Below are 14,610 nucleotides of genomic sequence, written 5' to 3'. Positions count from 1 at the left end.
ATCTCGATGTTTTCGATCATGCGCGGTGGAGCGGCGGCCGTCCAGCGATCCGCCGGGTGACGGCCAGGCGGGCGGCCACCGCGGCCAGCCACACCAGGCCCAGGCCCGCCCCCGCCGTGAAGGCCGGGACGGAGACGGCCGAGGCCATGAATCCGGCGAGCACCGCCACGGGCACGAGCCGGGAGGCGACGGCCCAGCCACGGTGGCCCCGGGCGGCGAGCGGGCGGGCCAGGACGACCGAGGCGGCGCACAGGGCGAGATAGCCGATCATCCCGGCGGCCATGTGCGCGGTTCCGTGACCGCTCATCGTGGTCGCGTCCGGGGCTCCGGCCGGGAACCCCGCCCCGGCGTCCGCCGGGAACACCGCCGCCGCCCAGAACGACACGCCGAAGATCCCGATCAGCGCGGGACCCCATGTCCCTCCCGCTCCCCCGCCCAGCGTGCGGCGCAGTCCGGCCGCGCCCGTGACCAACAGGGCCCCGGCGAGCAGGAAGTTGACGGTCTGGATCCAGCCCGCCTCACCGAGGGCCAGCTGACTGATCGCGTTCCGGCCGAAGTCGAAGCCGTCACGGGTCAGCCCCTGGACGACACCCGCCCCGAGGAACAGCGGCCCCGCCACGACCGCACCGGCCACCGGCCCCCGTAGCGTCGACCGCGCGTCACCGGAGCGGGGAACCGCGCGGGAACCGGCGCTGAGCGTCCTCGTCATGTCGAGCCTTCCTCGTTCGGTTTCTGTCGTACGTATGACCGAGGCCGAGCGGTGAAGTCATCGGCGGGACGACTGTGACCCGCGTCACCCGCCAGAGGCGTACGGGGTCGGGCGGGGGCCACCGTTCGACCATGGCCCTCTCCGGCGCCCGGCGGAACGGCCCGCGCCTGCCGGGCGGCGAGGGGTCCGGGGCGCGGCGCCCACTCCCGTACGGAGTCCCCCCGGCATCGGCCGGAACCCCCGGCACGGCGCCGCACCACCCGCACCGCCTCATGGGTGGAAAACCGCGCGATGCGTCAGCCGCCTCCGGCGACGCCACCGGACCACCGGTCGCGGCACCGGTCGCGGATAGGGTGGCGCGACGACGTCACGCTCGTTCAGGAGGTCACCCGTGGGGCCCGAACCCCTGGCCATTCGCGTACCGGTCGGGGAGGGATCCCACCGGTGGACGAGCAGGAGCACCCGGCGCCGGGTGCTCCTCGTGGTCCACAACGTCACTTCGGCGGGCCGCCTGATGGACCTGGTGCCGCTGTTCCACGACGACTTCCGCGTCCAGCTCCTGGTCACCTCCACGGGGTCGTCCGCCTTCCAGGACGGCGTCCGCGACCTCCTCCATGAACTGCAACTGCCCGAACTGCCCTGGGAACAGGCCCTGTCCACGCCCGTGGACCTGGCGATCTCGGCGAGCTTCGGCGGCGAACTCGACCTGATCCAGGGGAACTTGTCCGTCCTCTCCCACGGTGTTGGATACACTAAGAAACTGGCCCAGCCGGGAGCCGGGAGCCGGGAGCCGGGAGCCGGGAGCCGGGAGCCGGGAGCCGGGAGCCGGGAGCCGGGAGCCGGGAGCCGGGAGCCCAGGACCCACACACGCCCCGGACCCGGAAGCCGAGAGCCCGGAACCCACCTTCGGCCTTTCGCCGGAGTGGCTGCTGCCCGACGGACGGCCCTTCGTCGACGGGCTCGTCCTCTCCCACCCCGAGCAGCTGGAGCGGCTCGCGCGCGTCTGCGCGGAGGCGGTCCCCTCGGCCGTCCTCGCGGGTGACCCCTGTTACGACCGTATGCTCGCGGCGCGCCCGTACCGGGACAGGTTCCGGCGGGCGCTCGGAGTCCGCCGGGGACAACGGCTCGTCGTCCTGAACTCCACGTGGAACCCCGAAGGGCTCTTCGGGAACGGCGGCGGGCGGGACGTCCTGCCCGGCCTCCTCCCCCGGCTGGCCGCCGAACTACCGCTCGACGACTACCACTTGGCCGCCGTCCTCCATCCGAACATCTGGTACGGGCACGGTCCCGGCCAGATCCGGGCCTGGCTCGACCGCGCGCGGCGCGACGGACTGGCCCTGATCGACCCCGTCCACGCGTGGCGGCAGGCCCTGCTCGCCGCCGACCTCGTCCTCGGGGACTTCGGGGCGGTGTCGTACTACGCCGCCGCCCTCGGCACCCCCGTCCTGCTGACCGCCGACGGAACGGACGTGCTCGACACCGAGGCGCCCCTCGCGGACTTCGTCCGGCACGCGCCCCGGCTCGACCCGCACGCCCCGCTGCTCCCCCAGGTGGCACGGGGGATCGAGGCGCACCGGCCGGATCCCGCCCCCGCCGGGTTCGTCACCTCGGCCCCGGGCCGCTCGGCCGGGCTGCTGCGCGGCCACTTCTACGCCCTGATGGACCTGCCCGAGCCGACCGTCCCCGCGTCCCTCGAACCGCTCCCGCTCCCCCCGTACACCCCGCGAAGGGTGACGTCCCCGCTGTACGTACGGACCCGGGCGGAGGGGACGGACATCGTGGTCGAGCGGTCCGCCGGGCATCCCCCCGGCGCCTTCGGCGACGCCCATCTCGCCGTGCACGAGGAGACCCGGCGCGCGGAGGACCTCGACGTGGCGGACGTGATCACGCGCGACGGGCGGGCCGACGATCCGCGTCTGGGCGGCCCCGGCACGTGGACCGGTGAGGTGCTGCGGCTGCATCCGCACTGCGCGACGGCGGTGTACGTGACGGGGCCCGGCACCTGTGTCGTACGAAGCCGGGCACACGGCACGTACCGGCTGGCCGCCGAAGCGGGGGCGGGCACCGAAGCGGAGGCCGGGGCGGACGCCGGAGCGGACGCCGGAGCGGACGCCGATCCGGCCGCGTACGCCTCGGCCCTGCACGCCTGGCTGGCGTACGGCGGGACGGTCCCCGCGCGGGGGATCGTGCTCCGGGCGCACACCGGCGGCGGTGCGCATCCGTTCCGCGTGGAGGCCTCCGGCTGAGCCAGCGGGCGGCGCAGGGTGCGAGCGCGGCGGCGCCCCGCCCGGACGACACCGCACCGGACGGCGCCGCGCCGGGCCGTCACACCGGCCCGCCGGGGGACGGCCCGCTCACCCCGCCGACGCGGAGCCGACGCACCGCCGTCGCAGGCCCGCGAGATACGCGAGGTGCGGGGTCGCGGAGGACGGCAGCAGCGTCTCCGCCTCGGCGATCCTGGCCAGGGCCGCCGTGTCGTCGCCGCTCTCGTGCAGGGTCTCCGCCAGGTCCGTGAGCGAACGGGCCCGGTTGTACGCCTCCGGGGGCGCCCCGGTGCGGCCCGCGAAGAAGTCCACGGCGTTCTCCAGGCACCGGCGGGACTCCTCCGTCCTGCCCATCCCGCGCAGGGCCCGGCCCCGGTGGCGTTCGGCCAGCGCGAGGGCCCTCGGCAGGTCGGCCGCGCCCTCCTCGCCCGCCCCGATCCTCCGGTAGACGGCCTCGGCCTCGGTGAACCTCTCGTGGGCCTCCTCGTACGACCAGCGGTTCAGGCTCAACAGGCCCAGCAGTTCCACGGCCGAGGCCTCGCCCCGCAGATGACCGGCCGCCCGCTCGTACGTCACGGCCGCCCGAGCAGCCCGCCACGCCTGCTCGGTCCGGCCCATCTCCCCCAGGCAGTGCGCCAGTTGGAAGTGGAGCGCGCCCGCCATCCGTTCGTCCGCCCGGCTCTCCTCGGCGTGGCGCGCCGCGTCCCGGAGCGCCGGGAGCACCTCGTCCCAGTGTCCGGCCTTCAGCTGGAGCGGCCACAGGGCACGGGCCAGCCAGAGGGCGGTGCCGGTCCGCCGGTGCTCCTCGGCGAGGACGACCGCACGGGCCACGTTGGCCACCTCCGCCGCCAGTACGGCGATACCGTCCGGGACCTCGTCGGCCCCGCCCCGGTACCGGGGCGGGAGTTCGGTCCGCCAGCTCTCCGGCAGGGCGGCGCGGGACGCGGGCAGTACGCGCCCGAGCAGCGCTTCGAGCATCCGGTCCACGGCGTCCGCGCAGGCGCCGAGGCCGTACTCGGCGGTGGCGGTCTCGGCCAGTTGTCTCCTGGTCTCGGGCCGGAAGCGGTACCGCAGGTCCGGGAGGGGCTCCAGGAGGCCGACGGCCACCGCCTCGTCGAGCAGCCGGGCGGCCGTCGCCCCGTCGGTGCCGGCGGCGGACGCGGCGATCACGGCGCTGACGGACGGCCAGCCGCCGAGCGCGGTCAGCCGGCACAGGCGCACCGCCTCGGGACCGAGCCGGAGCGAGGCGAGACGCGCCGCCGTCCGTACCGGATGGTCCGGCCCCGTGACGGCCGGGAGGGCGGCCCCGGGCGCCCGGCCCGCCGGGGGCGCGGGCAGCGGCCCCGGCTCGTCCCGGGTGAGGAGCCGGGCCTCCGTGTGAAGGGCGAACGCGTTGCCCCGGCAGCGGTCGAGCACTCCGGGCAGCCCGGCCTTGACCCGTGCGGCGTGGTCCGGCCCGGCCACCTTCCGTACGAGCTGCTTCGCGTACCGGTCGCTCAGCGGCGGTACGGCGATCCGCTCGGCCTCGACGAGCGGGGGCGGCCCGGACACGACGACCACGAGCAGGACCCCGGGGGTCGCCGGTACGAGGGCGCGGACCTGCGCGGACGAGGTCGTGTGGTCGATCACCACCAGGGCCCTGCGCCCCTCGGTGAGCGTCCGGTAGAGCCGCTCGCGGCCCGCCTCGGTGGCGGGGACGCGGTCGGCCGCCACGTCCATCTCGCGCAGCAGCCGCAGCAGGACCGCCGACGGTTCCGGCCCGGTCTCCCCGGCGGTGTCGCGCAGGTCGACGTAGTACCGCCCGTCGGGGAACCGGTCACGGCCCTGTGCCCCGAGCCGGAGCGCGACCGAGGTGGAGCCGCTGCCCGGGGGGCCCGAGAGGAGTACGACCCGGGGCCGCCCCTCCCAGGGGCGGTCGGCCTCCTTCATCAGCCGCTTGAGCACCTTCTGGCGGTCCGTGAACGCCCATGGCGCCGGGGGCATCGCGCCCCGGGACGGTTCCGGGGCCTCGTCGGGGGCGCTCTCCAGCATCAGCGCCCACTCACCGGCCCGCCGTGGATCGTTCCCGAGGCGGGCGTGCACGCGTCCGGCCAGCGCCCGGCGCTCCTCCGCGTCGGCGGGGAGCGGGGTCTCCCGCCCGAGGGTCCTTCTGACCAGGGCTCCCGCCGACAGGGTCAGGTTCTTGCCGATCTCTCCCGCGGCTCCGTTCCCCACCCCCAGCAGGAACGTGGTCAGCGCACTGAGCGCCACGACCTCCAGCACGTCGGCCCCTCCCCCTGGTCGCCGGACCCGTTCCGCCGGACTGTATCGCCGCGTCAGCGGATCGTGGGGGCGTTCGCGCCTCTTCGACTCCCCCGTCCGGCGCGATACACGCGGCCCCCGGGCCCGCCGGAGCCGGAAGAGTGAACCGGGCGGGACGACTCCGTCACCTCGCCCCGCACGAACCCCGGCACCCCGGCACCCCGGCACCTCCCCGTACACCCCCCACGCATCCCCGTACGCCCCCGGCATGACGAACGCTCCCGCTCAGCGCCCGGCACTCCACCGGGCCGACGTCTTCCCCTCGTCCGGGGCGAGTCCGGCGGTCTCCCCGGGGGCGAGTCCGGCGGTCCGTCTCTCCTCGATCCGGCCAAGCCGCCAGACGGCCAGGGCGAGATCCAGCCGACGACGTGGCGGAAGCTGACGAAGAGGGCCGCCCCCGCGACGCGCCGCCCTTCGGCACGGGTCATCGGCCCGAGGACGCGGCACGGATGCGAGGGCGCGGCGGGTGGGGCGGGTCGTGGGGCGGGGGTGGCGGCCGGGACAGCGGCTCCGGCCGGTTGCTGCGGCGGCTGACCGGCCCCGCCGTACGACCCACCGGACCGTACGGCCACCCCCGCCGTACGGGCTTCTCCCGTCGTACGGGCTCCGGCCCCGCCTCTGGTCGTACGGGCTCCCCCGCCGGGCCCCCGGCCCCTGCGGGCGTCCTAGCGGCCGTTGCCCGCTTCGATCGGGCGGGTGCGGAGCAGGGACAGGGTGGGCAGGCCCGTGGCGGTGAGGGTGAGGAGGAGGGCGCCGCCGACCAGGAGGGCCGCCGTGCCCGGCGGGACGTACGGGGCCGCTCCCGTGATGCCCCGGGTGATGGGGACGAGGGTGATCCAGGCGATGGCCGCGCCGACGAGGAGGCCGGACACGGCGACGAGGAGCGCCTCCCAGCGCATCATGTCCCGCACCTGGCGCCGGGTGGTGCCGGAGAGGCGCAGGAGGCCGATCTCGCGGCGGCGGTCGAGGACCGTCATCACCAGGGTGTTGGCGGCGGCCACGGCGGCGAACCCGCCGAGCACGGCGGCCATGACCGTGTTGGCCCAGGCGTTGAGTTCCCGCGCGCGGTCGGCCTGGGTCCCGTATCCGGCCGCGTCGGTGACGGTCGTCCCCCGGGCGAGCGCGCCGAGTCGGCGGGCCGCCTCCTCCGGGTCGGTGCCGGGGGCCGCCGCGACGAGCACCTCGCTGTCCAGGGCGGTCGTCACATGCGCGGCGAGCGCGGCGCGGGGCATCACGGCCTGTCCCACGCCGAGTCCCCGCGCGTACGTGGCGACCACGGTGGGCCGGACCTCGGTGCCGTCGCCCAGCCAGAGCGCGACCCGGTCCCCCGCCCGTACCCCCAGGTCCTCGGCGACCATGGCGTCGAGGGCGACGGTGTCGGCAGCCCGCAGGGCGCCCAGCGAACCGCTCCGCACCCCGAGGTCGAGCACCTCGGGCAGGGCGCGCGGGTCGCCGGAGACGCCCAGGACCGTCACGGAGGCGAGCGTGTCGCCCGACCGGTGGAGCGCTCCGGTGCGGAGCACCCCGGTCGCGGCGGCCACGCCCGGTGTGCGGGCGGCCCGTTCGGCGGTTCCGGCGGGCAGACCGGGGCCGGTCGAGCCGAGCACGTGGTCGGCGACGACCGCGTGCCGGACGTTCTCCCCCGAGGCGTGACCGACGCTGCTCTGGATGAGGAGCAGCGTCCCGCAGAAGGCCGTGACCATGATGATCGGGGTGATGGCCGAGGCCAGACGGCGGGCCTGGGCCCGGGTGTTGTCGGCGGCCAGGGAGCCGGGGGCCCCGGCGGCGCCCGCCTTCAGGGGCAGTCCGAGGACGCTCGCGCACAGCCGGGCCAGGAGCGGGCCGAGCAGGGCGACGCCGAGCAGGAAGCACATGATGACGCCGAGGGCGGTGTCGGCGGCGTCCTCGCCGCCGAGCCGGGCGGCCAGTACGGCGAGCGCGGTGCCGCCCGCGAGGGCCCCGAGCCCCAGGACGATCCGGACGGCGCCGGGCCGGGCGGGCTCCACGGCCGCTTCCCCCAGCGCCTGCCCGGGGCGCAGCCGCGCGGGGCGGCGGGCGGCCACCCAGCCGGCCGTCAGCGCGGCGAGCGCGCAGATCCCCACGGCGATCGCCATCGGCAGGACGCCCGTGTCCAGGGAGACCTGGGGCGGTACGGCACCCCGGTCGACGAGTTCGCCGAACCACCAGCGGGCCAGCGCCACACCGGGCAGGACGCCCAGGGCCGCCGCGACGGGGGCGACGAACAGCGCTTCGGTGGCGATGGTGCGGCGGATCTGCCGGGGCGTCGCGCCGATCGCCCGCAGCACGGCGAACTCCCGGGCCCGCTGTCCGGTGGCCAGCGCGATCGTGCCCACGACGACGAAGACGGCGGTCAGGGCGGCGATGCCGCCGAAGGAGCCGCCGAGGCCGGTCAGCACCTCCTCGGCCCCGGCGAGCGCCGGGACCTCCACGGCGCCGCGCGCGTCACCGGTGGCGACCTCGGCGCGGCCGTCCACGGCCCGGCGCACCCGCTCCGCGAGGGCGGCCGTGGACACGCCGTCCCGGGCGGTCACGGCGATGGCGTCGGCCGTCCCGGGGTGTCCGGACAGCTTGTCGGCCACCGGGTCCGCGAACCAGGCGCTCGGGCCGTCGGCCGGTGCGGGAAGCAGCCCCGCCACCAGGTAACTCCCGCCGCCTCCAGGGGCGTTCAGCGACACCCTGTCTCCGGGAGCGAGGCCCGCCGCCCGTGCGGCACCTTCTTCGAGGACGACCTCTCCGGCTCCGGGGGCGCGGCCCGGGGGCGGGTTCCCCGCGATGAGGGCGGTGGCCGAGAAGTTCCGTCCGGTGAGGGCGGGCGGCGCGTCCGGTCCCCCCGCCGTCAGGAGGGGGAAGGACAGGTCGGGTACGGCCCCGGCGACGCCGGGCCGGGCGGCGATCTCGGCGGCGAGGGCCGTGGCGACCCGGGCGCGCTCGGGCAGCGGGCTCTGCTGCGACTGCCGTTCCCCGGCCTCCTGGAAGGTGATCCGGACGTAGGGGTCGCCGGAGACGACCACGGGGGACCCGGTGTAGCGCACGGTCGGCGCGTGGGCGGTGACGCCGGTCTGGAGCAGGGTGCCGCAGGCGGTGATGACGACCGCCGCGAGGAACAGGGCGACGAGGCTGCCCACGAAGGACGCCGGTCTGAAGCGCACGGAGGCCCGTGCGAGACCGTTCGTCACGCGGCGGCCCCCGCACGGCCCTGAGCAGCGTCGGTGCCGGTGATGCCCGTGACACTTGTGGTGCCCGTGGTGCCCGTGGTGCCTGTGGTGCCCGTGGTGCCCATGATGTCTGTGGTACCGGTGGTGGACCAGGCGCCAGCCGCCCCACCTGCGCCCCCCGCACCACCCACACCACCCAGACCAGCCAGACCAGCCAGACCAGCCAGACCAGCCGCACCAGCGACCCCACCCGCCTCTCCCGACGCCCCCGCCCCGCCCGTCAGCCTGTTCATCCGATCGGCCACCGTCTGCGGGTCCGGCTGTCGCAGGGTGCCCGCCAGGGTCCCGTCGGCCAGGAAGAGCACCCGGTCCGCGTGGGACGCGGCCACCGGGTCGTGGGTGACCATGACGACCGTGGCGCCCATCGTGTCGACCGCGCGCCGCAGCAGCCCCAGGACCTCCCGGGCGGACCGGGTGTCCAGGGCGCCGGTCGGCTCGTCCGCGAACACCACCTCCGGGTCCGTGATCAGCGCGCGGGCGATGGCCACCCGCTGCTGCTGACCGCCCGACAGCTGACCGGGGCGCCTGCCGCCGTGGTCCGCGAGCCCCACCTCGGTGAGGAGCTGCTGGGCCCGCCGCCGGTCCTGCCGTACGCCCGCGAGCCGCTGGGGCAGCAGCACGTTCTGGAGGACCGTCAGGGAGGGCAGCAGGTTGAAGGACTGGAAGACGAACCCGACGCGGGTGCGCCGCAGTTTCGTCAGCCGGTCCTCGCTGAGACCGGTGATGTCCTCCCCGCCGAGCAGCACCTGCCCGGAGGTCGGCCGGTCCAGACCGGCCGCGCACTGGAGGAGGGTGCTCTTGCCGGAGCCCGAGGGGCCCATCACGGCGGTGAAGCTGCCCCGCTCCAGCGTCAGGTCCACCCCGTGGAGGGCGCGTACGGCCCCGGCTCCCCGCCCGTGGGAGCGGGTGACGGAACGTACCTCGATCGCGGGGGTCGCGCCCCCGTGCCGTTCGGTGTCTCCGCTGTCCCGACGCCGCCCCATGATGTTCCCTTCCTCGCCGACCGACTGTGTCTCCGACCGTAGTCAGGGGGTCGACCAGCGGAAATGGAGTCAGCCGGGCTCCTGCGGGTGGGGGTATCCCCCGGCAGGTGCGGGGGATGGATACGGCGGGGCACGGGAGCGTCCGGGGCCCGTCTCAGCCCGACGGGTAGCTCCGGGCGGTCAGGCGCGGTGCGGCCCGGGGCGGGACCACGAGGGCGAAGCCGTGGTTGGCGGCGACCGCGCGGGTGTGGTCGGCGGAGAGGGAGCCGTGCCGTTCGAGGGTGAGGGCGGGCAGCCCGGAGCGGCCGTGGCCCGGCGTGTGGTGGAAGGACAGCAGCGTGGTCGAGGTCGTGGCGTGGTGCGGGTGCCGGAGGCGGGCGGCGGTCTCGTCCTCGTGGGCGAGGATGCGGACCTCCGGCTCGTGGCCGAAATCGGCCGCCACCCCGTCGGCGCGCCAGTGCGCCGGTTCGTGGTCCGCTCCGGTCCGGTGCCGGGAGAGGTTCATCGAGGTGACGGAGAGGAATCCGGCGCCGGTGCCCGCCAGGGCTTCGGCGAGGAAGCGGTTGGAGGGGCAGCGGTAGCCGGGGCCGATCAGCTGGACCGTCGGCACGCCGTCCTGGACGGCGGTCAGATGGGGCGGTACGTGGGCGGCGGCGGGGCCCCGGAAGCCGAAGGGGCCGAGGGCGAACAGTTCGTCGACGAGGTCCTGGATCTGCCGACGGGGGATCTCGGCGGGCAGCCGGGGCCAGTCGAAGAGGGAACGGACCCGGTCGCGGACGGTGGTGACGCTGCCGACCTGGGTGGCCGGGCGGCCCTTCATCCGGTTGACCCGTTCGACGACCTCGCGGTCGGCGCGGGCGGTGAGGGCGTAGAGGTTGCCGAAGCCGTGTGCGACGGCGCACCCCCGGCCCAGCGCCTCGGCCGCCCCGCGTACGTCCTCGGCGTCGCCCATGACCGGCTTCCGCGCCGTGCCCGTCCGTTCTCCGCTCACTTCTCCGCTCACTGCACACCTCCGTCGTGTGACCGATATCGACCGGGCAACGAGCCGGACCCGCAACGGTCACCTGGAGGAAGGCGACCGACCCCGGGGCCGTACCGGTGCCCCCGGCAGCAGGAACGATCTTCCACCTGATCGGGACGGCGGCCGTACGGGACGCGGGTCGCCGTACGGCCGCCGAGATCACCCGCACGGCCCCCGGGAGGCCGGGGCGGCGGACCGGTCAGCTGATCGGGTCAGCGGATCGGGTGCGCCAGCCGTACGCGGACGAGCTTCGTCTCGATACCGCTGTCCACGAGCCGGCCCCTGGTGTCGAAGGCCTCCGGGCCGTCCGTCATGCCGAAGTCGTTGTCGTTGACGACGACGAGCGTCGAGGAGCCCTCGACGGCGATGCCCTCGATCTTGCCGGGGACGCCGGGGACGGTGTTCAGGTCGAGCACCAGGCGCTTGGCGAGGAAGGGGCCCCGGTCGGCCGCCGGGCCGTCGAGCTGCTCCAGGGCCGGGGAGGCGGTGGTGTCCCAGGCGGAGCCGAGGATGTCGGAGCTCCGGCGGAGCCGCACCTCGTACACGCGGGCGGACTTGTCGGTGCGCTCCTGGACGAGGAGGCGGTCGCCGCCGAGCGCGACGACGGAGGAGATCTTCAGCTCGGAGGTCTTCGTCTGACCCGGCTCGACGACGCCGACCGGGTCGAAGCGGTAGGCGTACTCGGCGGTGACACGGTTCTTCCGGGGCGAGAAGCGCACCAGGCGCGTGTTGCGGGACTCCTCGCCGGTGGCCTTGTCGGGGTTGAGGAGCGGGCTCTGGAGCGCCATCACGAGGTCGCCGTCGGGGAGCAGCGCGAGGCCCTCGAAGCCACGGTTGATCTTGCGCTTGAGGAAGACGGACGGCAGGGACTCGACCACCGGGTAGTCGGCGCCGGTCAGGCCCAGCCCCTTGGGGACGTGGCGGGCGAGGACCCGGCCCCGGGCGGAGACGTGCACGAGCGAGGGGCCGTACTCGTCGACGAGCCAGAAGCTGCCGTCGCGGTCGCGGACGACGCCCTCGGTGTCGAGGCCGTTCGGGTTGTACGGGAGCGGGGCCGAGGCGTCGTAGGTGTACGGGGCCTCGTCGCGGCCCGGCTGGTTGGGCAGGCCGGTGACGGGGGCGCCGGACGCGGTGGTGAGCGGGATGGCCCGGACGACCCGGAGGCGGTCGCCGACGGTCCGGACCTTGACGATCGCCGGGTCGAAGCCGGGGACCGGGAAGGTGCGCCGCTTGTCCTTGCCGACCGCTATCTGGCCGTTGGGGCCCCGGTCGGTGACGGTCCAGTACTCGCCGGGCCGTCCGGCCGGGTAGAGGTCGCTGCCGATGCCGCCGAGGTCCACGTTCCGGTCGTCGCCGACGCTGCCGGGGAGCAGGGCGTTGCTGAACCGGCCCAACGGGATGTCGGGCAGGGTCGAGGTGGAGACGACCTGGGCGGCGTGACCGTGCCGCGCGGGCTCCGCCCCGGCCGTCCCCGTGAGCGCCGTGAGCGCGAGCGCGGCGGACAGCGGCAGGACAACGAGGGCGGGCCGGCGCAGGAGGCGCGGATTCATCTGAACTCCCTTGAACACATGGTGGTGGCCCGTGAGGCCCGCCTCATGGTCCGATTCCGGCCACAACGAGGGGTATCGCGGGTGCGAAGGGAGAGGGAGTTCCTGGTGAACGCCCGGCGGCGACGGCGGGCCCGGCGGCCCGGCCGGGCGGTGTCCTAGTAACGGTCGAGGACGAGCCGCGTCTTGAGGATGTCGCCGTGGTACAGCCAGCCGTTGGTCTCGGCGACGGCCAGGGCGTCGGCGCGGAGCTTCGCCGCATCGGTGTACGAGTCCGTCTTGAAGGACAGCTCGACGACGTACTCCGTGCCCGTGCCGTTCGCGCCGACGACCGGCAGCACCTCGATGCTCGCGTCGTCCGAGGCGCCCCAGGCACCGCCGTACACCTTCGCGGTCACTCCGCCGTGGACGCGGGAGGTCCGGAGGGTGCCGGTGCCCCAGCCGGTGGAGTTCCAGTCGGCGAGCTTGCCGGGGACGTCGTTCACGAGCCAGTCGCGGCCGGTCGCGTCGGCCGGGAGGGCGGTGCCGGAGTAGCCCTTGGCGCTGCGGCTCTTCTCCGTGCTGAAGCTGAGGGTCTGCTTGGCGTAGCCCCAGTCGACCTCGGCCTTGTAGTTGGTGTCACCGCTGTCGAAACCGGCCGCCTTCGCGGTGGTCAGGGCGGCGTCGATGTCGCCGTCCGTGACGGGGAAGCGCTTCTTGTACGTCTCCTCGAAGGACGAGCCGTCCTTGTGGCGGAGCCGGACGCTCCAGCCCTGGGCGTCGAGCGCCAGGCCGTCGGTGTCGTAGTAGCCGTAGGAGCGCGCCTTGGCCGAACCGGTGATGCCGAAGGCCGACTTGACCGCCGCGCCGGGGTTGTGGGAGGCGTCCAGGGCCGACGCGGTGAGGTTGATCTTCACCTCGTAGGACGGGACGGCGTTGGCGGCGGCGTACGCGGGGGACGACGGGACGAGGAGCGCGGCGGCCGAGGCGAGGGCGACGGCGGACACGGCGGCGGCGGGGCGGGCGGCCCGGGGCGTGGAGGTCATGCGCGTGGAGGTCATGGGGACGATGCTCATGAGGAAGGGTGAGATCCAGGTGACTTCCGGCCGTGGGCCGTGTGAACCACGGGCGTCCGCTGGAGGGTTCGCCGCACCTCGGGGGCGGGCCGGGAACCGGTGGCGGTTTCCGGTCGCCACCGGGGACAATCACGCCATGACGATCACCGCACGCGCCCTCAACCGGTCCACGCTCGCCCGGCAGTTGCTGCTCGGACGGGAACAGATCGGGGTCGCGGAGGCCGTACGGCGGGTGGTCGCGCTCCAGGCGCAGCAGCCGGGTTCGCCGTACGTGGCACTGTGGAACCGTGTCGAGGGCTTCGCCCCGGAGCGGCTCGACGAGGCCCTGGAACAGTACGAGTTGATCCGGACGACCCTCATGCGGCTCACGCTGCACATCGTGCACGCCGAGGACTACCGGGCCTTCCGGGAGGCCATGGAGCCGACCTTGCGCGGCTCCCGGCTGCGCGATCCCCGCTACCGGGCGGCCGGGTTCACCGCCGAGGACGCCGACGCCCTGCTGCCCGGTCTCCTGGAGTACGCGGGCACGGCCCGGAGCGGGGCCGAGCTGCGCTCCCGCATCGAGGAGGCCCGGGGCGGCCCCGTGGAGGCCGTGGTCTGGCGGATGATCCGGCAGTACGCCCCGCTGTGGCACGCGCCGACGGGCCCGCCGTGGTCGTTCGGGACGGCCCAGTCGTTCGTGACGGCGAGCACCCGGCCGGACATCGCCGACCCGGAGGCCCCGGCGGCGGGGCTCGCCGTCCTCGTCCGCCGCTATCTGGAGGGCTTCGGCCCGGCGTCCGTCCCCGACATGGCCCAGTTCGCCCTGACCTCCCGGGGCAAGGCGCTCACGGCGGTACGGCTGCTCGGCGACGCCCTGGAGCAGCGGGAAGGGCCCGGAGGGACGGTCCTGTACGACGTGCCGGGGGCGCCGCTGCCCGACGAGGACGTCCCGGCGCCGCCCCGCCTGATGGCCATGTGGGACAGCGTCCTGCTCGCCTACGTCGACCGGAGCCGCGTCCTCCCGCCCGCGTACCGCAAGCACGTGATCCGGGTGAACGGCGACACCCTGCCGACCCTCCTCGTCGACGGGTACGTGGCCGGGGTCTGGCGCCCGGTCGACGGAGGCGTCGAAGCCTCGGCCTTCGAACCGCTGCCCGCCCGGGTGTGGGACGGGCTCGCGGCCGAGGCCGAGGCGCTCGGTGCCCTGCTGGCCGACCGCGACCCCCGGGTCTACGGCCGCTACGACCACTGGTGGGTCAAGGGCCTCCCGGCCGTCGAGACCCGGCTGCTCCCGGCTCGTTGAGGAGCGGGAGGGGTGCCGACTCTCAGCCCTTCGCCGCCAGGAGGTTCTTCAGGGCGGTGTTGAGCTGGAGGACGTTGACGCGGGGTTCGCCGATGAAGCCGAGGATCCGGCCGCCGGTGTGGTCGGCGAGGAGCTGTTCGACCTGGGCCACGGTCAGGTGGTTGCGTTGGGCGACGCGGTGGACCTGGAGTGCGGCGTAGGCGGGGGAG

9 protein-coding genes and 1 pseudogene are annotated in these 14,610 nt (G+C 75.3%); 2 read left to right on the top strand and 8 right to left on the bottom strand.

The features are described from left to right. Window positions 1-16 precede the first annotated feature (16 nt). Window positions 17-709 (bottom strand): DUF998 domain-containing protein, encoded by a 693-nt coding sequence (locus ACIO92_RS04775; protein WP_402282212.1) that lies wholly within the window; start codon window positions 707-709, stop codon window positions 17-19. Window positions 710-1,452: 743 nt separating this feature from the next. Between ACIO92_RS04775 and ACIO92_RS04770 the strand changes: the two genes are divergently transcribed. Continuing rightward, window positions 1,453-2,955 carry a hypothetical protein gene (locus ACIO92_RS04770; RefSeq protein WP_402282210.1) on the top strand — a complete coding sequence of 501 codons (1,503 nt, stop codon included), beginning with the start codon at window positions 1,453-1,455 and terminating at the stop codon, window positions 2,953-2,955. A 108-nt stretch (window positions 2,956-3,063) separates the two neighbouring features. Here the strand turns inward: ACIO92_RS04770 and ACIO92_RS04765 are convergent, their stop codons facing one another. The 6 genes and pseudogenes from ACIO92_RS04765 to ACIO92_RS04740 all read right to left on the bottom strand — a co-directional run bounded on the left by ACIO92_RS04765 (window position 3,064) and on the right by ACIO92_RS04740 (window position 13,101). Further along, window positions 3,064-5,235 (bottom strand): ATP-binding protein, encoded by a 2,172-nt coding sequence (locus tag ACIO92_RS04765; protein ID WP_402282208.1) that lies wholly within the window; start codon window positions 5,233-5,235, stop codon window positions 3,064-3,066. A gap of 704 nt (window positions 5,236-5,939) precedes the next feature. Beyond that, window positions 5,940-8,471 (bottom strand): ABC transporter permease, encoded by a 2,532-nt coding sequence (locus ACIO92_RS04760; protein WP_402282206.1) that lies wholly within the window; start codon window positions 8,469-8,471, stop codon window positions 5,940-5,942. 230 nt (window positions 8,472-8,701) lie between these two features. Further along, window positions 8,702-9,493, bottom strand: a pseudogene (locus ACIO92_RS04755) (ABC transporter ATP-binding protein); the annotation flags it as partial. A gap of 154 nt (window positions 9,494-9,647) precedes the next feature. Next, window positions 9,648-10,496, bottom strand: coding sequence for a hypothetical protein (locus ACIO92_RS04750; RefSeq protein WP_366440656.1), 849 nt, complete (start codon window positions 10,494-10,496; stop codon window positions 9,648-9,650). A gap of 230 nt (window positions 10,497-10,726) precedes the next feature. Next, window positions 10,727-12,064, bottom strand: a complete 1,338-nt coding sequence (locus tag ACIO92_RS04745; protein ID WP_402282204.1) for an esterase-like activity of phytase family protein — start codon at window positions 12,062-12,064, stop codon at window positions 10,727-10,729. Window positions 12,065-12,219: 155 nt separating this feature from the next. Further along, a complete protein-coding gene (locus tag ACIO92_RS04740) occupies window positions 12,220-13,101 on the bottom strand; it encodes a hypothetical protein (protein WP_366440658.1) in 882 nt (293 codons plus the stop codon). Window positions 13,102-13,252: 151 nt separating this feature from the next. On the opposite strand from ACIO92_RS04740, the gene ACIO92_RS04735 reads away from it, so the two are divergent. Next, complete coding sequence (locus tag ACIO92_RS04735) at window positions 13,253-14,401, top strand: winged helix DNA-binding domain-containing protein (protein ID WP_402282202.1); 1,149 nt, start codon at window positions 13,253-13,255, stop codon at window positions 14,399-14,401. A gap of 22 nt (window positions 14,402-14,423) precedes the next feature. On the opposite strand, the gene ACIO92_RS04730 is transcribed toward ACIO92_RS04735, so the two are convergent. Next, window positions 14,424-14,610 (bottom strand): potassium-transporting ATPase subunit C (locus ACIO92_RS04730; protein WP_402282200.1); only part of this gene is annotated, 187 nt, incomplete at its 5' end.

Source organism: Streptomyces sp. NPDC087215 (genome assembly GCF_044744885.1).
Taxonomy (GTDB): domain Bacteria; phylum Actinomycetota; class Actinomycetes; order Streptomycetales; family Streptomycetaceae; genus Streptomyces.
Note: the sequence above shows the minus strand (reverse complement) of the source record. Positions and strands in the feature narration are given on the sequence as shown.

Excerpts from the sequence above, each read along its gene's own strand:
- ACIO92_RS04775 (WP_402282212.1), bottom strand. The coding sequence starts at position 709 with ATGACGAGGACGCTCAGCGCCGGTTCCCGCGCGGTTCCCCGCTCCGGT.
- ACIO92_RS04745 (WP_402282204.1), bottom strand. The coding sequence starts at position 12,064 with ATGAATCCGCGCCTCCTGCGCCGGCCCGCCCTCGTTGTCCTGCCGCTG.
- ACIO92_RS04740 (WP_366440658.1), bottom strand. The coding sequence starts at position 13,101 with ATGACCTCCACGCGCATGACCTCCACGCCCCGGGCCGCCCGCCCCGCC.
- ACIO92_RS04735 (WP_402282202.1), top strand. The coding sequence starts at position 13,253 with ATGACGATCACCGCACGCGCCCTCAACCGGTCCACGCTCGCCCGGCAG.